This window comes from Kosakonia sp. MUSA4 (assembly GCF_013085925.1).
Lineage (GTDB): Bacteria > Pseudomonadota > Gammaproteobacteria > Enterobacterales > Enterobacteriaceae > Kosakonia > Kosakonia sacchari_B.
This window is the reverse complement of sequence record NZ_CP025697.1, coordinates 1211234-1231788: the sequence shown is the minus strand read 5'-3', so window position 1 is coordinate 1231788 and position 20555 is coordinate 1211234. Positions and strand designations below refer to the sequence as shown.

Here is a 20555-nt window from a genome sequence, read left to right as displayed (position 1 = left end):
AAGATACCTTCTTATTGTTCAAAATAGTGATGCTGAAGAAATTCACGGATGTGCTGTAAGCCGGTGCGCGGAGCCTGTTGGTTATTTTTCACGCCTTCCAGCATCTGGCTGAAAGTCTGGCGAAAAATCTGATGGGCAAAAAGCTGTCGCAGCGCTTCCTCTTCGGCCTGCTTCTGAAGCCATTTCATCGTCTGTTTCTGGCGCAACTGCGCCAGTTCCCCGCTTTGCGCCATGACGTCGCTAAAGCGGACAATGCACTGCCAGACATCCTCAATACCGCGCTTTTCCCGTGCGCTACATGTCAGCACCTGCGGTGACCACTGCGGGTATTTATGTCGCACCATCGAAAGCGCGCTCTCGTATACCTGGTGCGCGGCCGCAACCGCCGCGCGGTTATCGCCATCGTCCTTGTTGATAACAATGATGTCGGCCATCTCCATGATGCCTTTTTTAATCCCCTGTAAATCATCACCGCCGCCGCCGATTTGCAGCGAGACAAAGCAGTCCACCAGGCCAGAGACTTCCGTTTCCGATTGGCCAACACCCACGGTTTCAACGATCACCACGTCATAATTCGCCGCCTCGCATAGCAGGATCAGCTCAGCGGCACGCTGACTGGCTCCCCCGGCATAGCCGCCGGAGGGCACCGGACGAATAAATGCCGCCTCCGCACGCGCCAGCGATGTCATCCGCGTCTTGTCGCCGAGCAAACTGCCGCCGCTCAGCGGGCTACTGGGATCAACAGCAATCACGGCGACCCGCTTACCGAGCCGGATGAGCAGCATGCCGAAGGTATCCAGAAAAGTGCTTTTCCCGGCGCCAGGCGTACCGGTAAGGCCAATGCGCAGCGCCCTGCCGGTTAGCGGCATAATGATATCCAGCAACTGACGGCTGAGGCGTTGATACTGCGGAAGCTGGTTTTCCACCAGCGTCATCGCCTGAGCGAGCGCGACACGATCGCCGGCACACAACCGATGAATTGTCGCTTCCAGTGTTTTTTCGTTAATCATGCTGGTGGCTAATCCGTGTTAATACGTCGCGCACACTTTCCAGCATCGGAGTGCCGGGGCCGTAAATAGCCGCCACGCCTTGTTCATGCAAAAAGGCATAATCCTGCGGCGGAATGACGCCACCCGCGACGACGCAGATATCCTCCCGCCCGTACTCTTTCAGCCCGGCAATCAACTCGGGAATCAGCGTCTTATGTCCGGCGGCCAGTGACGATGCGCCAACAACATGCACATCGTTTTCTACCGCCAGACGGGCAATCTCCTGCGGCGTTGAGAACATCGGACTGAGATCAACATCGAAACCGACATCGGAGTAGGCGCTGGCAATAACCTTCGCGCCGCGGTCGTGGCCATCCTGCCCCATTTTGGCAATCAAAATGCGCGGGCGACGGCCGTAGGTGGCGAGAAATTGCCGGGTCTGATCAACAATGGCGTCGAATTCCGCTGCGGCATCCTTGCTTTGTTGGTAGCTGCGGGTGATCACGCCGGTGACGCACTGGCTGGGAACCAGATAGCGATCAAACGCGGCTTCCAGCGCATCGGAAATCTCCCCGAGGGTGGCGCGCAGCCGCGCCGCGTGAACGGCGGCCGCCAGCAGATTTTCATTATGCTGTGCCGCATGGGTGAGCGCCGCCAGTGCATCGTGAACTGCAGCCGCATCACGCGTGCTGCGGATCTGCTCCAGCGCGGCGATTTGCTCATTGCGCACCTTCACATTGTCGATCTCCAGCACCGGCGTAATAGCCTCCTGCTCCAGCTTGTATTTGTTTACGCCGACGATCACGCGTTTGCCCTGATCGATCTCTGACTGCACCTGCGCGGAAGCTTCTTCAATCATGCGTTTCGGCAGCCCAACTTCGATGGCCTTCGCCATGCCGCCCACTTCATCGATCTGCCGGATAATCTCCCGCGCCTCTTTGATGATCTGGGCGGTAAGCGACTCGACGTAATAAGAGCCGCCGAGCGGATCGACCGTGCGGCAGATTTCCGCCTCTTCCTGCAAAATAATCTGGGTGTTACGCGCGATGCGCGCCGAAAAATCTGTTGGTAGCCCAAGCGCTTCGTCAAACGCGTTGGTATGCAAAGACTGCGTGCCGCCGAGAGTGGCGGCGAGCGCTTCAATGGTAGTGCGAACAATATTGTTATAAGGGTCCTGTTCCGTCAGGCTCCAGCCGGATGTCTGACAATGGGTGCGCAGCGCCAGCGATTTTGGATTCGTGGCACCAAACTGGCTGACGGCCTCGCTCCATAAATAACGGGCGGCACGCAGCATGGCGACGTTCATAAACAGATCCATGCCGATGCCAAAGAAAAAAGAGAGGCGCGGTGCGAAGTCATCAATTTTCAGCCCGGCAGAAATTGCGGCTTTAATATATTCAATGCCATCTGCAAGGGTAAACGCCACCTGCTGAACGCAATTCGCGCCCGCTTCTCCCATATGGTAGCCACTGATGCTGATGGTATTAAACTGCGGCATATTGGCCGAGCACCAGGCAATAATATCGGCGATAATTCGCATTGACGGTTTCGGCGGATAAATATACGTATTCCGGCACAGATACTCTTTTAAAATATCATTCTGGATGGTGCCGGTTAATTTCTCCGGGGTGACACCCTGTTCTTCCGCGGCAACAATATAAAAGGCCATAATTGGTAATACCGCACCATTCATGGTCATGGAAACCGACATGGTATCCAGCGGAATATTATCGAAAAGGATTTTCATATCCTCAACGGTATCAATGGCGACACCCGCTTTACCCACATCGCCCACCACGCGCGGATTATCCGAATCGTAGCCCCGGTGCGTCGCCAAATCAAAGGCCACCGACAACCCCTTTTGCCCGGCGGCAAGATTACGGCGATAAAAGGCGTTCGATTCTCTTGCCGTTGAAAAACCAGCATACTGGCGAATCGTCCAGGGTTGAGCGGTATACATAGTAGCCCGCGGCCCGCGCGTAAAAGGCGGCAGCCCTGGCAGTGACCGGGTAATATCCAGTTCGTCGAGATCCTCACGGGTATATAGAGGTTTAATGGCGATACCCTCAGGCGTCGGTTTTACCAGCGAATCAATCGTCTTTCCTTTCCGACTGAGCTCTTTATTCGCTATTTTTTGCCATTCAAGTTTATTTGACATAGACCGCTCCGTAATTCCAGGTCAATAAATTAACTGGTGAAAATAATAATTTTCGTCATTGTGGTTGTCGCCAGCAAAAAAGGACCTGCGGAAGTTCATTTTTTGCCGCAGGTCCTGATTAATTGACGGGATAAATATTAAGAGGGCATTTTTCTTTATTTACTGCGCCAGAGAGTTGGTGCGGATAAAAACCACAATCCAGGTAAGCTCTTTCTTATCTCCTGCCGCCAGTTGGCTCTCATTTGCAGGCAACCCGCCTTCGCAAAAGCAGCAGGTAAAAGAGGTAAAATAAATGCACGATATATTTTCTCCTCTCCCCTACAGCCCTTCAGAGACACGCCGATAACTTAATATCGGTTAAGGACACCATCGCCCCTGGTTTCAGGAGTGTCCTTTTCTGCCGCCACGCCTGCCTGGACAAAGATTCAGCAGTAACATTTCATTTTTGGATGAATAGCATATGCATAAACCTGTCTTTCGTAAGAAGCCACTACTGATCGCGATGGCGGCTGCCTGGGTGTCATTCGCCCCTGTCACTCAGGCATCCATTGGTACGGAGATTTCCACATCAGAAGGCCAAAGTTCTTTTATCGGTTCATTTGATTCGGTGACGATCACCTCTACCGGAAGTGTCGTCAGCCCTACGGGTAACGCGCTCTCATTCCAGTCTGTTGATATGGGCACCTTTACTAACAACGGCACGATCATGAGTTCCGGCAGTAACTACAACGATTCCGGCATGTATATCGATGATAGTTCGTCTGTAGATCTGTTCTCCAACAACAGTTATCTCGCCGGTAACTCAGGCACTATTGGCGCTTACGGGCTGTATAACCGGGGAACCATCGGCACGCTGGAAAACAGTGTGAACGGCACGATTACGAGTAACGTCGCGCTGAATAACTTCGGAACAATTACCTCACTGATCAACCAGGGGACAATTCAGGGCCCTAACAGCGGTGTGATTAGCTGGGGCACCATCACCGATTTCACCAACAACGGCCTGATTGAGGGTGCCTACGCCGTGCAGAACGCCGGTACGATGACCAACGGCATCACCAACAATGGTACGCTGCGCGGCATCGATGCTGCTATTTACAATATCGGCGCACTGTCGGTCATTAATAACAACGGCACGCTGGCTGGCAACATCTGGAACAACACGTCAAACCCGTTAACCATTAATGGCGGCAGCAGCTACGACAGCCTGCTGACCGGCTATAACAGCGGCGGCAGGGTCTACAGTTCCGGAGCCGATCTGCACTTTGGCACCGGCAAGCTCACCGTGGATGATGATTTCCAGATGGGCACGCACAGCGTTATCAACGACGGTGCTTCTTTATTACTTAACCGTACGGTGACAATTAACGGTAACTACCTCCAGCAGGCGCAAGGCGAGCTGGCTATCGGCGTCGCCGATGGCGCGATTGCCAACGGCAACACGCTGGACAGCGGTTATGGTCGCCTGGTGGTGACCGGCGATGCAATTTTTGCTGCGAATTCCAGCGTTTCGCTGCTAACGACAGGCCATAGCTATGGTTTTGCCAACGGCCAGCGTTTCCTGGTGGTGCAGGCCTCCGGTTCGGGAACGCAGTACAATGAGAACGCGCTGGCCTACCATGTCGCGGGTTACAACGGTACGGTGACCGGTAAAGCGGTAACGATTGATGGCACTAACAGCCTCGTGGTTTATCTCGACGGCCAGACTCCGGGAACCCCGACAGGACCGACAACACCCACCACGCCGACGACACCAACAACGCCAGGGGTTACCCCGAACACGGGTTTTGCCACGACACCAAATGCCATCGCCTCTTTGCGCGGGCTGGGTAACTACAGCGGCTTCTCTGAAGGCCTGCTCAACCTCTATAACGCCTCCATGGCGATCGGCAGCCGCGAAGAAGCCAACCGTGCCGGTGAACAAATGTCGCCAGTACAGAACAGCGCAGCCAGCAGCACCGCAGCCGCCGCCTCTTCCGGCGCGCTGGCCGTGGTGAACAACCATATGAACAGCACGCGTCTCGCCCGTAACGGTTCACAAAGCGGTATTGCTACCGGTGATGATGCGCTGGATTGGGCCGTCTGGGGCCAGCCGTTCTACGGCAGTGCTCGCCAGGGCATGATTGATAACGTCAGCGGTTACACCGCGCATTACGGCGGTGTGGTGCTGGGAGCGGATCGTCAGATCGCTGACGACTGGCGTGTGGGCGGCGCATTCAGCTATGCGCACTCCTCCGTCAATGGCCGCGACAACCTGACGGGTAGCCACACGGACGTTGATGCCTGGAGCGGCATTGCCTACGCAAGCTGGAGCGGCAACCCGCTGTACGTCAACCTGACCGCCAGCGTCAGCACGCAGAGATATGATAGCCAGCGCCGCATCGGTTTCGACGGCTTTGCCGGCCAGGCGGATGGCAGCTTCAACGGGCAGCAAGTGATGACCAAAGCAGAAGTCGGCTACCCGATCTTCTTCGCCCAGGGAACCACGCTGACCCCGCTCGCTGCCGTCAGTTACAGCTACCTGCACCAGGATGACTATAAAGAGCACAGCGATCAGGGCGCCGCGCTGAAAGTGGATTCCAGCCATACGCAGTCGGTGCGCAGCTCGCTGGGCGCGAAACTGGAGCATAGCTGGAGCACAGGAATCGGCGATGTGGTGCCATTTGTGCAGGCGATGTGGACGCACGAATATGACCGCAGCCGCACCGCGACCAGCGCCAGCTACGTCGCCGATTCGCTGGGCGAAACGCGTTTCACCAGCTTCGGCGCTACGCCGGTGTCCGATACCGCGGATATCGGTGCCGGCGTGGCGCTGGTACAGAATGACGACCTGAGCCTCAGCGCGCGTTATGACCTTTCTACTGCGCCGCACTTCGACGCCCAGACAGTCAGCCTGCGTCTGCGTAAATCGTTCTGATGTGATGTAAACCCGGTGGGAGCGCAATGGCCTCCCACCGCAAAAAGCCCGTCGGGGATCGGCATGACACGCAATAAAGCCTTCCCCGCAGGCCTCTTTTTCTGTCGTCCAGCTGGCAAACAAACGCCGAAAATACCTATCTGGAGTTATTTACACTATTCTGTATAAGAAAATACTTATTACTAATAAGCAACATATGGATTTTGCATGCGATAAATACACCACCGGCAAAGCAAGAATATAAAATATATTCAAAACCAGCGTTTCATATTATTGGTCGCTGCTACTCAAAAAAACATTAACCTGCAGAAAAAAACTGTTTTTATGATACCCAGGCTAATAATTTAAGGAAAAATTAATATTTCCGCGTTCGCAAAAATTAAAAACAGAATGAAGTTTGATAACTATCACAAAAAAGTATTAACGGTGATATTTGCATTAAATAAAACGCATCACAGGCCGTTAATGTAAAAAGACCCGGCGTATTTTATTCATCACAAGAAAAAGGTGAAGCATGCATGTTCTCGATGATAAAAACCTGCCTTCGCTGGCAGGTAATACGCATGGGATACTCAAGCAGACAGCGACATTGATGCTGGCGCTGATGACATTCATCTTTTTTACCATCCTCTTCACCCTCATCCAGACAAAAAGCGACCTTCAGCAAACTGAACATCGGCAAAAAATGCACTTGCTGACTAAAGCGCTTGAAAACAGGCAGGAAAGCTTACGATTACATCTTACTGATTACGCCAACTGGGATGAAGCTTTTCAAAATCTGACAAGCAGCGTCAATGTGCACTGGGCATGGGACAGACAGAACCTGGGAAAATCGCTTTTTAATAAGTTTCAGTATGAAGGCGTTTTTGTCCTGTCGCCGGATGGCGTAACCCGCTATAGCATGCTGGAGGGGCAGCCCGGACAGGTCTCCTTTGAAGCGTGGTTAGGCGTCAATCTGACCGACTCGTTAATCACAACATTAGCCAACAACCAGGGCGCTGCGTTCTCCCGGCTGATCGCTATCCATAACCAGCCCACGCTCGTCGCCGCATCATGGATCACGTCGGATGATTACACGGCCGCCGGGATGAATCCTGCAGAGCATGCGGTGATGATCTTTGTTGATAAGCTCACGCCACAAAAGTTTCAGCAACTTGGCAACGAATACGAAATCCAGGGGTTACGCACTTTGCCGCCTGAAGTGGCATCAATGCGCAAAGATGCGATGTTTCTCACCGCCGGAAACGATCGCATGTATGTCGAATGGCAGAGCAAAAACCCCGTCGAAACACTGTTAAGCAAAGTGCTGCCTTTACTGGTGCTGTTGATGGTAGTTTCCGTGCTGTTCGCCATCAGTTTGATGCGTAAGGCATTGACGAGAGCGCGCATGAATGATGAAAAAACCTTTCTGCTGGAACAAAGTCGCGCAGCGTTATCCGCCAGCGAACAGCGTTTCAGGGATATTGTTGAAACCACGACGGACTGGATCTGGGAAGCCAATGAAAACCTGGATCTTACCTGGATTTCTGCCCGTTTTCCGGTGATCACAGGCCATCACATCGACGAATGGCTGGGGCGCAGCTTTACCGATTTCTTAGTCGACAGCCAGCAAACCATCAGCGACTGGTTAACGCTGCCGCATCAGGGTGATTATTTAACGTTATCGCACTGCCGTTATGTTTCCGCGCTCGGCAGCCAGCGCTACTGCAATATCACGTTAAAAAGGATCACCCTGCCGGATGGCGCGCTGGGTTTTCGCGGTACGGCTTCGGACGTGACGCTGGAAGTGGAGTCCAGTGAACGTATTCGCTTCCTCTCCCATCACGATGAGTTAACGGGCCTGCCGAACCGCGTCATGATGCAAGAGTTCCTCGACGGGAAACTGCACCCACGCGGCGAAGCGAATAGCACGCTGGTAATGCTCAGCCTCGATCTGACCGATTTTAAACTGGTCAATGATATCTACGGCCACGGCGCTGGCGATAAGGTGCTGGGCGAGGTGGCGCAGAGATTGCGCAACTGTTTACGCGCAACCGATCTGGTCGCACGCCAGGGCGGTGATGAATTTATTATTATCGCGCCTGCGATTCATAAAAAAGAGGATATCCGCTCGCTCTGCCAGCTTATTGTTGCTGTCATCAACGAGCCGTTTATCGTGTCCGGCAATGAAGTCTCTATTGGCGTCAACATCGGCGCGGCGCAATCACCACAAGATGCCCTGACGGCCAGCGATTTATTACGCTACTCAGACATTGCGCTGTATGAAGCCAGAAACCTCGGCAGTAACAGTTTTGTTTTATATCAGCCGGACATGGCAAAACAGATCGTCCAACGACGCGAACTGGAAAATGAATTACGGGAAGCGATTAAAGAAAATCAATTATTTCTCGTATACCAGCCTCGCTTCGATATTCATGCAGGCTGCATTAACTCTGTCGAAGCGCTGGTACGTTGGCTACACCCGCGTCACGGGTTACTGATGCCGGATCAGTTTATTCCCCTGGCCGAAGAGTCAGGAATTATTACCAACCTGACGGATTGGGTGCTGGTCAATGCCTGTCGGGATATCGGCAAGGAATTTGACAATATTTCCGTGTCAGTCAATATTTCCCCGATCGAATTCAAAGCCAGCGATGTTATCGCACGCATTAAAAACGCATTGGCGACAACCCATTTCCCGGCGGAACGTCTTGAACTGGAAGTCACTGAAAATGTGACATTATGTAGCCCCGAAAACGCACAGATCGTCATGCAGGAATTAAAAAGCTTAGGCATCAGACTGCTGATTGATGATTTCGGTACCGGCTATGCCTCGCTTTATTACCTGCACAGTTTTCCTTTTCATGGCATTAAAATCGACAAGTCCTTTATCTTCGCGATGTCCGATTCGGAATCGGCAAAAAGCATTGTGGAAAAGATCATTGGGCTTGGCAAAGATTATAACCTTGAAGTAACCGCTGAAGGCGTTGAAACACAAGAGCAATTGCAGCAATTAATAAAATACAAATGTGACATTGCACAAGGATATTACATAGGTCGTCCAGTCTCATTAGAGGTCGTCAAGGATAACCTGCACATTATTGAATGTAATATCGAAGCGAGGTGTAGTGCGGCCCTATAACAACCAACAATAACTGCAGTTTGAGAAGTGAACTCTTTTTCTTGCAGCGCGCAGCGGCGCCGTAAGAAAAAGCTTACCCAACACGTAGTGGGGAAATACGATGAAAATACTTCGCGATATAACAATCAGAAAAATGGTTTTACTCATCCTGGTGCTGTTCAGTTGCATCTGGGGCATTGCCACGGCGATGACATTATTTAACTTCGCCACCATCGAAACGTTATTAACGCAGAACGCCACACAAAAAAACTCATACTCTTATCTGGTTAAAGGCAACGACCAATATTTCCGTACGGTAACGCGCATGCTGCGCGCTATGGATTACCGCCAGACCGGTGATGATGCCAATGCAGATAAGACGCTGGTTTCCGCAGGCAAAGCGCTGGAGATCAGCCAGGATATGCTGGCGAAGTTCCGCCAGAGCCGCCATCCTGGCGTCAGCGATGAGGTTGTTCAGAGCATGGTTCAGGACTGGGAAACACTGCTCAACAACGGCATTATTCCTATGTATAAAGCCGCGCAGGATAAGCAGGCCGATCGATTCCGCGAACTGTTTCGCAAAACCTATCCGCCGCTGAGCGTGCAATTTGGCGTGACCGCAGAAAAATATACGCAAGCTATTCAAACAGATGACATATTGACCCAAACCACGGCGAAAGTCAGTTTTAACAAACTGGTCCTGATCAGTGCGTTAATCGCCGGTATTGTGACGCTGTTATTAACCGATCGTTATCTCGTCAATTATCTGGTTAAACCGCTTGATACCATTACCCGACACCTTGAAACCATTGCCAGCGGCAAACTGCACACCAGGCTTGAAGAGTTTGGGCGTAACTGCGCCGGTCGTTTGATCCCCTTTATTCAGGGGATGCAGGACAATCTTTTCAGAACGGTGCAGGCGATTCAGGGTAGCTCAACCACCATCTTTACCAGCACCAACCAAATCCGCACCGGGAACGAAGAGCTTTCCGGCCGCACGGATCAACAGGCCGCTGCGCTTCAGCAAACCGCCGCCAGTATGGAAGAGCTGACCTCGACCGTCAGAAACAACGCGCATAACGTACGTGAAGCACAAAAACTGGCCGGAAACGCCCGGCAGGTGGCGAAACAAGGCGGAGATATTACGTCGACGGTTGTCGCCACGATGCACGGTATTTCGGAAAGCTCGCAGAAGATTGCCGATATCACCAGCGTCATAAACAGCATCTCTTTCCAGACCAACCTGCTGGCGCTGAATGCGGCAGTGGAAGCAGCGCGCGCCGGCGAACAGGGGCGAGGCTTCGCCGTCGTCGCCAGTGAAGTGCGCTTACTTGCACAGCGTAGCGCCCAGGCCGCGAAAGAGATCGAAGCACTGATTAGTGAATCCGTTCACAGAGTGCAAACGGGCGCAGAGCAGGTTCAAGAGGCTGGCGAGGCGATGTCGACCATTATCAACACCGTAGGCCAGGTCAATGACTTGATGGGCGAAATCACCATTGCTTCCGACGAGCAGAGCAAGGGCATCGATCAGATTGGCCAGGCGATGACTGAAATGGATCGGGTGACGCAGCAGAACGCGGTACTGGTTCAGGAGGCCAAAGCGAATGCCATCGCACTTGAAGAAGAAGCCGGGCGATTAAACGACGCCATCGCGCTCTTTGATTTAGGAGCTCACCCCGTGACTGGCCTTGCAGGACAGGCCGCCAAAACCGCCACGGCGGCGAATCCGTCTGCGCGCAAAGCAACCCGTAACGTGACCGCCAACGAAAACTGGCAATCCTTTTAAACCTGACGTGCTGCGGCGTTGATTGTACGACGCCACCAGCGACGCTGACGCTTTAGCATTGGGAGAAATAATGTGAATTTCCAGATCCGATATGCAAGCAGCGAATTGACTGACCCCGTGCTGGCGGTTGCGGAATTTGCCCGGCGGATGCTTCCGGCTGAGCCAGAAACGGTCCTTTTCTTCTGTTCCCCTGACTATGATCTGAATATTCTGGGCCGCGAGATGCAAAAAACCTTTCGGTGCCCCTGTATTGGATGTACCTCCTCCGGGCAGATCGGCACCGACGGTTTTCAGCACTCCGGGATATTAGGGCTGGGTCTGAGCGCTGCTTTTCGCACCCGCTATTTTGTGATTCACCCCCTGAGCGATTACTCCGCGACCATTGCAGAGATTGCCGAGGAGATCCGTCGCGACAGCGCGGCCAGACCCGATTTGCAACGCTTTGGTTTGTTACTGGTTGATGGCTTGTCGATGGCTGAGGAGCGGCTCATCGCTAATCTCTATCAGCAGACAGGAAATATTCCTGTTATCGGCGGCTCTGCGGGCGACGATCTGCGTTTCGAAAAGAGCTATGTCTATAACGGTGAAGGTGAGTTTATCTCCGATGCCGCGGTGTTCGCGGTCATCGAAACTGCCGCGCCGGTGGCGATTTTTAAAGTTCAGCACTTCGAACCCAGCGAGGTGGAACTCATCATTACCGAGGCCGATCCAGAAAAACGGCTGATTCGGGAAATCAACGGCGAGCCTGCCGCGCAGGTGTATGCCGAATCGCTGGGCATCACCGTTGCAGAATTAACACCCACTGTTTTTTCCCGCAATCCGCTGGTGCTCTCTTTTGGCGACGAACCTTATGTCCGCTCGATCCAGAAAATGAACGACGATCTCTCGCTGACCTGCTACTGCGCCATTGAAGAAGGGTTGATCGTCTCGATTGGCATGGCGGAAGATCCGCTCGAAACCTTCAGCAAGGCGCTGGAAAAAGTTCATGAAATCATACCAGAACCGGCGGTGATTATTGGCTGCGACTGCATCCTGCGGCGTTTGCAGTTTGAGCAGGAGGAGCTTGACCTGCAGATCGGCAATTTTATGGTGCAAAACCGGATCGTGGGTTTCTCAACCTACGGCGAGCAGTACAACGGACTGCACGTCAACCAGACATTCACGGGCGTGGCAATAGGAGGTAAATAATGTCTCCGTCAACTGAAGCAGCGGTCGCAACACTCTCCCTTACCGATTATCAGCGCAAACTTGTCGCGCGGGATAAAACCATCGAGGTGTTAAAGCGACGCATCGCGCAGGAAAGCCGGCACAGCCATATGACCCCGTTCGCTATTCTTGAGCAGAATGTGGGCCTGGAGAAAGTGGTCGCCCGTAAAACCATCGAACTGGAAAACGAGCGCCATGAGTTAGAGAAGGCGCTTGCTGAGTTGCGTCTCACGCAGGCGCAGCTTCTTCAGGCGCAAAAGATGGAGTCCATCGGCCAGCTTGCCGCCGGGATCGCCCACGAAATTAATACGCCCACGCAGTATGTTTCTGACAACGTCGGGTTTGTGAAGACCGCCAACCGTTCGCTGCTCAGCCTGCTGGATGCGGCGATCGCCATGGCCGCCGTGATGCGGGAAAAAATGGCCGACGAGCCAACGCTTACGGCCTTCGATACTCTCCTTAAGAGCAGCAAAATTGAGTTTCTGCGCCGTCAGATCCCCCAGTCTTTAGATGAATCACTCGACGGGCTTGGCCATATCTCCCGGATTGTCGCCGCCATGAAAGAGTTTTCTCATCCCTCGCAAAATAAAAAGGAGTACGTGGATATACGCGACATCATCAATACCACTGTGACCGTCGCCCGCAACGAGTGGAAATACGTGGCGGAACTGGAAACCCGCTTCGCCAGCGATTTGCCGCTCCTGCCCTGTCTGCGCGACATGGTCGGCCAGGCGATGCTTAACCTTATCGTCAATGCGGCACACGCCATTGCGGACAGCCTTCAGAGCCGCAAGCAGGAAAAAGGGCATATCGTCGTCTCTGCGGAACAGGTCGGCGATATGATGGAGATCCGCGTCGCCGACGATGGCACCGGCATCCCTGAGGCGATACGCGAGCGCATTTTCGATCCCTTCTTCACCACCAAAGCGGTTGGCAAAGGCACCGGTCAGGGGCTGGCCATTGCCTACTCGACCGTGGTGGACAAGCATAATGGGCAGATTCGCTGCGAGTCGAAACCCGGTTCAGGCGCCACATTCATCATGCGGTTTCCCCTCGTCGTGCAGCAGGAGGAGTAAGCATGCAAGTGATGTTCGTGGATGACGAAGCACGCATCCTCTCGGGTATTGAGCGCGCCTTAATGATGCAGGACAGCGAGTGGGAATGCCGCTTCGCTACCAGCGGTCACGAAGCGTTGAGCCTGCTGGAAGAAACCCCGGCCGACGTTGTGGTGTCGGATATGCGCATGCCGCTGATGGACGGAGCGGAGTTCCTGGCGCAGGTTCGTGACCGCTGGCCCGGCACGATCCGCATCATTTTGTCCGGTTACTCCGAACCCGAGGCCACGGTTCGTATGCTGGGCGTTGCGCACCGGTTCGTCGCCAAACCCTGCGACAGCACGCAATTACTGGCGATGGTGGCAAACGCGCTGGCACTGCGCACGCTTTTCAAGGATCCCACCGTCGTCAAGCTGGTCGGGAAAATTAACCAGCTTCCCCCCGCACCGAAAGTATTTGCGGAAATTAACCGCCTTCTTGCCAATCCGGGGACGAATACCCGGGAGATTGCCGAGCTGCTGGCGAGCGACCCGGCGCTCAGCGCCCGGATTATGCAACTGGCGAATTCCGCCTGGTTCAGCCGGGGAGCACAAATTCATGACATTAATAATGCGATCGTTCATCTGGGGCAGGAACAAGTGAAGTTGCTGGTACTGGCGTCCCAGGTTTATGCCGATGCCACTACCGATCCCTATGTGGATAAGCTACAGCAGACCGCCCTTCGCGCCTCAATGCTGGCAGCGCGTATTTCCAGGCACCGGGAACGGGAAGCCACGGCGGCACTGCTGGCCAATATTGCACTGCTCATTCCTGAATTAAGAACCACCCGCGACGAGGCGACGACTGAGCAGGGTGATATCCCGCTGCGCGCCGCCATCGGCGCCTATTTACTGGCGCTGTGGGGGTTGCCGATGGACATCGTTGAAGCCGTCGCAGGTCATGTACAACCTTCACGCTCAGCAGAAAAAACCTTTGGCATGCTCGGTGTCGTCCATGTTGCGGTCACCCTTGCCAATCATGGCGTTCCCGATAAACGTTATCTCGAACAAACCGGCATGCTGGACCAACTGCCCGCATGGCAGGAGATGCTCAATGACTGATACTTCCTTACCCCGCGTGTTATGCGTCGATGATGAACCCAATGTGCTCGCGGCCATCACGCGAAATCTGTTTGATGTGTTTGATGTGGTGACAGCGCACAGCGGTGAAGCCGGTCTGGATGCGATTCGCAGCGGAGAACCTTTTGCGGTGATCCTCTCCGACATGCGCATGCCGGGAATGGATGGCGCGACTTTTTTGTCCCGCGCGCGGGAAGTCTCGCCGGACAGCGTGCGGGTCCTCCTTACCGGACAGGCCGATGTGGAGTCCTCGATCGCGGCCATCAATAAAGGCGCTATTTTCCGCTATCTCTGCAAACCGTGCCCAAAAGAGGATCTGATAGCGACATTGAATGATGCGGTTCGTCAGCACCGGCTTGTTTGCGCAGAAAAAGAGCTCCTGGCGACCACGCTTTCTGCTTCGGTAAAAACGCTCACAGAAATACTGGCGATGGTTGCCCCCTGGGCTTTTCAGCGAGCGGCTTTCGCGCAGTCCTGCGTCCGCCACGCGTTGCCGAAACTGGGGTGGCACGATGAGTGGCTCTACACCCTTGCGGCATCATTAAGTCAGATCGGCTGCGTTGGCATTCCTGCCGACATCGTTCAGGCCGATGCTGCGCAGCGTAAATTGACGGCGGAGGAGGTAAAACTGCTGCATGAACATCCGGACGTTGCGGGCCGGCTGGTAGAGCAAATTCCACGCCTTGAACTGGTTGCAGCGATCATTCGTCACCAGGCGAAAGAAGCGCCTGCCGACGCACCGTTAGAAGTGGTACGCGGCGCTCAGCTACTGCGCGCCGCACTGGAGCTGGAACGCCACGCCGCGCGCGGCTGGAGCCTGGAGCGCCCGTGGGAAATCCTGCGTGCAGCGCGTCCGGCGCTGCCCGAATATCTCATCAAAGCGCTGTCAGATTTTCGCTCGAATGTCGAGGGGGTTCGCTCCGCGCGTATCCGTGAATTGATGCCGGGCTGGGTCGTCGATGAAGATATTCGCACCACAAATGGATTAATGGTGCTGACCAAAGGACATGAACTGACTGATACCGCGATCTCCGCCCTTCAGCGCCTGCTCGCCGCGAACGCCGTCGAAGAGCCCATTCGGGTGCGCGGCCTGCCGGGTAAAAACGCGTCCTGAAGAGGTTCCCGCCGGGAGAGGGCTTTCTGCCCGGCGGCTATCCGCCCAAACCCCTTGATCAACGGCCGTCAGACGTGGTTCTGACGGCCTGGTTGCTGTCGCATTGCTGGCGGGCAAGGAGTGACATCGTACAAATTCCGCGCAGGACGATAAGCGGGCTTGAAGTCGCGGCAAGCATTAGTACCAGGATCATTAAATTTCTGAATCAGAATGCAGAAATTTGCGATTAGTGAATTGTATGAAGGTAAGTTATAACATGCATAAGGGATATAACTTCTGACAAGCAGTAACTTCTTTCACTGGCAGAAACGATGTCGTGGCTGCCAGTTTTTATTTTCCACTTCGTTTGTTACAGCCAAATGAAGCGGAAAATAAAAAAGGCCCGCCTGAGCGGGCCCGGAAAAATGATGCATAACGTCAATGATCAAGCCTGATGTTCAATGGCTTTCTGTGTATTCTCAATCGCAATTTTGCGTGGTTTTTCGCTCTCCGGGATTTCCTGATAAATAGAAACCTGCAGGATCCCGCTCTCCAGTTTTGCATTACTGACTTTGGTGTGCTCCGGCAAAGTGAAACTCAAACGAAAATCAGAACGGCGGATGCCTTTATAGATCCAGCCCTGCTCATCCTGAGATTCATTTTCAGCGCGTTTACCAGAAACATTCAACGTTCCGCCGACCGTCTCGATTTCGAGTTCGTCTTCCTTCCAGCCAGGTACGCTTACATTTAACAGATAATTGCTTGCATCGATTTTTTTCAGGTCATAAGCGGGCAGTGAAGCAACCGGAGAGTCGCCCGTTAACTGACTGAACAATCTGTCGATACGATTAAAACGGTCAGCAAAAGCAGAATCAGAAAAGCCCGGAAGTGCTGACAAGGTTCTGAGTGCCATAATTAACCTCCTGAATAATCCATTCAAAAGTTCAACGTAAAGGCAAGCGTTGCTTGTCCGATCCAATAAATAATTCCTCCCACCTGTTTTTCAAGGCCACAAAATAAATTTTTTTTGCGTATGCGTTTCGGGCAGTTGCTCCGGCAGGTACAAACCAGCAGGGATGTAAAGCGGCTGAAAATAGTGGCCTGCATGACCCGCTGCGCCACCCATCCGAACTTTTTGTCTCACTTGCTGATTTCCCTTCAATTTCTGTGATCGCCCGGTCCAGTTTGGCCATGGCTTGTTCTGGTTTTATTTGTCTAACTGAACGATATTTAATATTCACATAGCACAGGTACTCGCGACAGAGCATTTCTTGTTTGCCGGTGAGCGCCATAGTATTTCGTAAGGAGAGATTATGAAGCCAGTAGAAGAAGCGATTGATGATCTGCAGTCTCGTGCTTTAGCGTATGAAATAATTTTTCAGTCCATTTGCTCAGAACTGCCGCAATTGTTCGTCGATAAAGCCATAGAGAACATTGAGCTTAACTTCAAAGCATTTGAATCTGGCACACATTCTGAAGCCGGGAAAGCAAAGCTTGAAGCGGCAAAAGCGGTTGCCTCCAGAATTGTAGGCGCGAAGATTTAACTCTCCTTCCACGCTGATCCTGAGTTGGAGAGGAATCAACAATAAGTTCTTCTCCGCTTTGTCTCTCCGCCAACACGAAGTGGAACGGCTCCACGCACTCCGGACGTCAGTAACGCCATTCGCCTGTTCCCGTCTCAACGCACAAAGCCGTTAACGGTTTCTTGACGATCATATTAAGGCGCGCCCATCAGGAATGTTGTTTCTGAATGGCGCAGGATTTCGGGTCAGTACCACCCCGTCATCTGAACCGGGGCGGATCGAAGGCATATTTATACACGCTGCCGGGAAGCACACGTCCAGCGCTCAGAAGCTATATGTCACTTTCAGGCTGCCAGTGGGCGATGCTTTTCGTTGCACAATTGGGCTGTTGCGTGCATCACCAGCCAACTGCGTAAAGCCTGCTGCGGCAACCACGCTCCAGTCCTCGTTGAGCTTGTGCGTCCAGTCCATATTCATTGACCAGGCATAAATACCCGATCCGGCATCATATCGGCTAAACCCCGATGCGGCCGACTGCGCTGCGCTGACCCCGTAGTAAGTCTGCATGTACTTGCTGGTCCCCCAACTGCCGGTCAGCGCCAGCGTCACGGAATTTTTCGCTGACTTATAGAACGGGCTGATAATACTGAAATGCAGGGCCTCACCGTTGCTTCGCTGAGAGATCGGCACCTCAGCCTGCAATTGCACATTAAGCCAGTCGGTCACCTCGTACCCCAAGGCAGGCACGCCGAGAGCCGAACCTTTGACATCGCCCATACCTCGCAAGTCGTCGCTGCCGTCGCTGCCGTCGCTGATCGCATCGCTGTCCACGTTACGATCCTTACGACCTGTGCGATAGCTCAGCGCAGTGCTGTAATTCAACTTGCCGATGTTGTTGCCGTAACCGATACCACGCGTGGTGCTGACGAAGAAACCATTTGCCATAGCGTAATCAAGCACCAGGGCAGTCGTGACGCGGCTTTCATCCGAACCTGAATAGCGTGGCGCAACATCCACGCCGCCTCCCAGGGTCAACTCGTTGCCCGGTTTCAGTTCTGCCGCCAGTATCGGGGTCGCCAGTAAGGCCAGGACAGCTCCCGGCACCATTTTTTTCAGCATGCGCCCCGAGCGCGAAGGGGGGAACTTATGACGCAGTTCGATGTTTCTCATGAAAGAAGTCCTTGTGGATTCAAATGATTACGATACAAGCGGTTTTAAACGCCAGAACGCTCAGTTTGAATGCGCACCCTAAAGTTCTCATGAGCCCAAAATGAAGAAATACTGAAGCAAGTACAGAGGCTGCAAAGCTGATAGATTTCCTGATACCGTTTTTTTCTTCAGACGTTCTTCATTCACTGTTGATACCGTAACCATTGTGAAAATTCTCCTCATCGAAGACGACCTGGATCTCGGCAATGGCGTACGTATTGCCCTTGCAGATCAAGGATTAGATGTCATATGGGTTCGCCGCAAAGTGGATGCGCTGCATCAACTCGATGTCTGCGCGCCAGAACTTGTGTTGCTCGATCTCGGGCTGCCCGACGGCGATGGCATGAGCCTGATGGCGAGCTTGCGTCAGCAGCTCAAGGGCATCCCCGTCATCATCCTGACTGCGCGCGGCACCCTGCAAGATCGCCTGTCCGGGCTGGATGCCGGTGCAGACGACTATCTCGTCAAACCTTTTGTTCTCGCCGAGTTGCTGGCCAGGGTGAGAGCGCTTGCGCGCCGCAGTTATGGTTTTCAGAATGAGGTGATAGAAATTCGCGGATTATCTCTTCACGTGCCGACGCGTCGCGTAACAGTGAATACGCGTAACATTGAGTTGACGGCAAGTGAATACGCGCTGCTTGAAACGTTAATGTTGCGCACTGACCGCGTACTGACACGAGGTTTTCTGGAAGAAAGGATATTCGGCTCAAAAGAAAACATGAGCAATGCTCTCGATGTGCATATGGGGAATTTGCGTCGCAAAATCGGCGACGGCTATGTGCGAACGGTGAGAGGCGTAGGGTATGTCATTGATACCGTACCGATTCAGAAAGGGACTGGGTGATGCGAAATTTTTTCCGCCGCCTGAAAACCCCGACGCTCGTACGGCGAATTATGATCGCCCAGATGCTACTGCTTACGCTGCTTTGGTGTCTTTTTCTGACCTACATTTTGTGGGAGAACTTGCGTAGCCCCTCTATGTTATTGGGCAACCAGACTTACGAAACCATTCTTACGTTGGTTGATCGGATGGACGATCGCCCGCAGGATCTCACTGATGTGCTGGAAAAGTTCAGCAAGGCGTTGCGGGAAGGTTATGGCGGAGGCGAAGATCCAGAACTGTCAATCAGCCTTATCGTTCGAAAGAATAACGCGATAATTTATTCATCGGATGGCGCGCCGACAGGGGTGAAAAACACCCTATACGGGAAAATTCAGAGTATTGAGAGTGAAGGTCGCACCTGGACTAGCCGTACCCTAAAATCCGGGAATTCCAACGCGGAGGTCACACTCGTCACCCCTGCCGGCGGCTGGAACTTCTTTATTTACCTGAACTCGCGTGGATACTACATATTGCCGCTGCTGGTATGCATCCCTTTTCTTTTGTTTCCCGCGTGGCTGTCAATCCGCATTGCAATGCGCCCCTGGAACAAGGTGGTAAATGAGATTTCCTCACGCACTCCAGAAGATCTCTCTCCCTTAAAAGCCGTGCCAAAGCATATGGAGCTTCGCCAAATGGTGGACGCTGTTAATGTATTTCTTGCCAGAGTGCGAGAAAGCACGGAAAGGGAACGGGTTTTTATTGCCGATGCCGCTCACGAGCTGCGTACCCCGCTGGCTGCGATGCGAATCAATGTTGAGGCTTTGCAGTCCTATGTAAGTAGCGATAGTCAACAGGAGTTGCTTGCAGGGATTATTCGCAGCAACAGCCGGGCGGCGCGTCTCGTTAATCAGCTGCTGCTGCTGATGCACAGCGAGGCGCGCATTGACACGATTATGGAGCCTGTGCCGCTAACGACGCTGATACAAGAGCGAATGGCGATGTTGGCACCGCTGGCTGCTGAGCGCGGGATTGAGCTTGAATTCTACTCGCATGATGAAATCTGGCTGACAGGCGTCAGGGAACGCCTGATGTCGCTGCTCGACAACGTCATTGAAAATGCCATCAAGTACAGTCCTGAGGGCGGGCGGGTTGAGGTCGAGGTGCGATCATTAGATGACTCCACGCAGCTACGTGTCTCAGATGCCGGGCCCGGCATTCCCGTTGAATTGAGAGAGCGCGTGTTCGATAGATTTTTTCGCGATCCCAATCAGATGCAAAGCGGGAGTGGGTTAGGGCTTGCAATCGTCAAAGCGGTTGCGCAACTACACAACAGCAGCGTGAGCCTAAGTACGTCTGCAGAAGGTGGCCTCATGGTTACTGTTGACTTCCCAAATCGCAGACCCGCCTGAAAGAAAACACCAGGCTGTCTATGCCGCAAAATAACACGCCCCGATTTGATGGTTCCAAACCCTTTCAATATTGCTCCAGCGCCGTTCCATATATAAATCATATAATTCAGTAAATACATAAAGTTACTGCCTAAAAATATATATAGAACAACCGGAACAACTGGAACTG

General features: G+C 53.2%; 16 protein-coding genes. 10 read left to right on the top strand and 6 right to left on the bottom strand.

Annotated features, from left to right (window positions below; translation table 11 throughout):
• Positions 1-11: 11 nt before the first annotated feature.
• Positions 12-1010, bottom strand: a complete 999-nt coding sequence (meaB, locus tag C0557_RS05850; protein ID WP_208657820.1) for a methylmalonyl Co-A mutase-associated GTPase MeaB — start codon at positions 1008-1010, stop codon at positions 12-14.
• Complete coding sequence (scpA, locus tag C0557_RS05845) at positions 1003-3147, bottom strand: methylmalonyl-CoA mutase (RefSeq protein ID WP_208657819.1); 2145 nt, start codon at positions 3145-3147, stop codon at positions 1003-1005. The genes meaB and scpA overlap by 8 nt, the downstream gene beginning before the upstream one ends.
• Positions 3148-3607: 460 nt before the next feature.
• Between scpA and C0557_RS05840 the strand changes: the two genes are divergently transcribed.
• The 7 genes from C0557_RS05840 to C0557_RS05810 all read left to right on the top strand — a co-directional run bounded on the left by C0557_RS05840 (position 3608) and on the right by C0557_RS05810 (position 15443).
• Positions 3608-6064 carry an autotransporter outer membrane beta-barrel domain-containing protein gene (locus C0557_RS05840; RefSeq protein ID WP_208657818.1) on the top strand — a complete coding sequence of 819 codons (2457 nt, stop codon included), beginning with the start codon at positions 3608-3610 and terminating at the stop codon, positions 6062-6064.
• A gap of 514 nt (positions 6065-6578) precedes the next feature.
• Complete coding sequence (locus tag C0557_RS05835; protein WP_208657817.1) at positions 6579-9185, top strand: EAL domain-containing protein; 2607 nt, start codon at positions 6579-6581, stop codon at positions 9183-9185.
• Between the two features lie 100 nt (positions 9186-9285).
• Positions 9286-10950 (top strand): methyl-accepting chemotaxis protein, encoded by a 1665-nt coding sequence (locus tag C0557_RS05830; RefSeq protein ID WP_208657816.1) that lies wholly within the window; start codon positions 9286-9288, stop codon positions 10948-10950.
• 72 nt (positions 10951-11022) lie between these two features.
• Entirely contained in the window at positions 11023-12138 is a 1116-nt protein-coding gene (locus tag C0557_RS05825) for an FIST N-terminal domain-containing protein (RefSeq protein WP_208657815.1), read from the top strand.
• Positions 12138-13232 carry a sensor histidine kinase gene (locus C0557_RS05820; protein ID WP_208657814.1) on the top strand — a complete coding sequence of 365 codons (1095 nt, stop codon included), beginning with the start codon at positions 12138-12140 and terminating at the stop codon, positions 13230-13232. The genes C0557_RS05825 and C0557_RS05820 overlap by 1 nt, the downstream gene beginning before the upstream one ends.
• A 2-nt stretch (positions 13233-13234) precedes the next feature.
• Complete coding sequence (locus C0557_RS05815) at positions 13235-14311, top strand: HDOD domain-containing protein (RefSeq protein WP_208657813.1); 1077 nt, start codon at positions 13235-13237, stop codon at positions 14309-14311.
• Complete coding sequence (locus C0557_RS05810) at positions 14304-15443, top strand: response regulator (protein WP_208657812.1); 1140 nt, start codon at positions 14304-14306, stop codon at positions 15441-15443. The genes C0557_RS05815 and C0557_RS05810 overlap by 8 nt, the downstream gene beginning before the upstream one ends.
• A gap of 58 nt (positions 15444-15501) precedes the next feature.
• Here C0557_RS05810 and C0557_RS27560 read toward each other — a convergent pair whose 3' ends face one another.
• From C0557_RS27560 to C0557_RS05800, 3 genes are all read right to left on the bottom strand, one after another.
• Positions 15502-15636, bottom strand: coding sequence for a hypothetical protein (locus tag C0557_RS27560; RefSeq protein WP_256371251.1), 135 nt, complete (start codon positions 15634-15636; stop codon positions 15502-15504).
• 231 nt (positions 15637-15867) lie between these two features.
• Positions 15868-16335, bottom strand: coding sequence for an Hsp20 family protein (locus C0557_RS05805; RefSeq protein WP_208657811.1), 468 nt, complete (start codon positions 16333-16335; stop codon positions 15868-15870).
• Between the two features lie 31 nt (positions 16336-16366).
• Positions 16367-16714 carry a hypothetical protein gene (locus tag C0557_RS05800; protein ID WP_208657810.1) on the bottom strand — a complete coding sequence of 116 codons (348 nt, stop codon included), beginning with the start codon at positions 16712-16714 and terminating at the stop codon, positions 16367-16369.
• Between the two features lie 21 nt (positions 16715-16735).
• Here C0557_RS05800 and C0557_RS05795 point away from each other — a divergent pair, with 21 nt between their 5' ends.
• Entirely contained in the window at positions 16736-16966 is a 231-nt protein-coding gene (locus C0557_RS05795; RefSeq protein WP_208657809.1) for a hypothetical protein, read from the top strand.
• A 303-nt stretch (positions 16967-17269) separates the two neighbouring features.
• Here the strand turns inward: C0557_RS05795 and C0557_RS05790 are convergent, their stop codons facing one another.
• The gene (locus C0557_RS05790) at positions 17270-18115 is read right to left on the bottom strand and encodes a MipA/OmpV family protein (protein ID WP_208657808.1); all 846 of its coding nucleotides are present in this window, start codon (positions 18113-18115) and stop codon (positions 17270-17272) included.
• A gap of 205 nt (positions 18116-18320) precedes the next feature.
• Between C0557_RS05790 and C0557_RS05785 the strand changes: the two genes are divergently transcribed.
• Both C0557_RS05785 and C0557_RS05780 read left to right on the top strand, forming a co-directional pair.
• Complete coding sequence (locus C0557_RS05785) at positions 18321-18998, top strand: response regulator transcription factor (RefSeq protein ID WP_208657807.1); 678 nt, start codon at positions 18321-18323, stop codon at positions 18996-18998.
• On the top strand, positions 18998-20386 hold the full coding sequence (locus C0557_RS05780) for a HAMP domain-containing sensor histidine kinase (protein WP_208657806.1): 1389 nt from the start codon (positions 18998-19000) through the stop codon (positions 20384-20386). Before C0557_RS05785 ends, C0557_RS05780 begins: the two co-directional genes overlap by 1 nt.
• Positions 20387-20555 lie beyond the last annotated feature (169 nt).

What these genes read in the sequence shown, in the direction of transcription:
- C0557_RS05800 (WP_208657810.1), bottom strand. Translation starts at nt 16,714, where the DNA reads ATGGCGCTCACCGGCAAACAAGAAATGCTCTGTCGCGAGTACCTGTGC.
- C0557_RS05790 (WP_208657808.1), bottom strand. Translation starts at nt 18,115, where the DNA reads ATGAGAAACATCGAACTGCGTCATAAGTTCCCCCCTTCGCGCTCGGGG.
- C0557_RS05795 (WP_208657809.1), top strand. Translation starts at nt 16,736, where the DNA reads ATGAAGCCAGTAGAAGAAGCGATTGATGATCTGCAGTCTCGTGCTTTA.
- C0557_RS05830 (WP_208657816.1), top strand. Translation starts at nt 9,286, where the DNA reads ATGAAAATACTTCGCGATATAACAATCAGAAAAATGGTTTTACTCATC.
- C0557_RS05835 (WP_208657817.1), top strand. Translation starts at nt 6,579, where the DNA reads ATGCATGTTCTCGATGATAAAAACCTGCCTTCGCTGGCAGGTAATACG.
- C0557_RS27560 (WP_256371251.1), bottom strand. Translation starts at nt 15,636, where the DNA reads ATGATCCTGGTACTAATGCTTGCCGCGACTTCAAGCCCGCTTATCGTC.
- C0557_RS05780 (WP_208657806.1), top strand. Translation starts at nt 18,998, where the DNA reads ATGCGAAATTTTTTCCGCCGCCTGAAAACCCCGACGCTCGTACGGCGA.
- scpA (WP_208657819.1), bottom strand. Translation starts at nt 3,147, where the DNA reads ATGTCAAATAAACTTGAATGGCAAAAAATAGCGAATAAAGAGCTCAGT.
- C0557_RS05815 (WP_208657813.1), top strand. Translation starts at nt 13,235, where the DNA reads ATGCAAGTGATGTTCGTGGATGACGAAGCACGCATCCTCTCGGGTATT.
- C0557_RS05840 (WP_208657818.1), top strand. Translation starts at nt 3,608, where the DNA reads ATGCATAAACCTGTCTTTCGTAAGAAGCCACTACTGATCGCGATGGCG.
- C0557_RS05810 (WP_208657812.1), top strand. Translation starts at nt 14,304, where the DNA reads ATGACTGATACTTCCTTACCCCGCGTGTTATGCGTCGATGATGAACCC.
- C0557_RS05805 (WP_208657811.1), bottom strand. Translation starts at nt 16,335, where the DNA reads ATGGCACTCAGAACCTTGTCAGCACTTCCGGGCTTTTCTGATTCTGCT.
- meaB (WP_208657820.1), bottom strand. Translation starts at nt 1,010, where the DNA reads ATGATTAACGAAAAAACACTGGAAGCGACAATTCATCGGTTGTGTGCC.
- C0557_RS05820 (WP_208657814.1), top strand. Translation starts at nt 12,138, where the DNA reads ATGTCTCCGTCAACTGAAGCAGCGGTCGCAACACTCTCCCTTACCGAT.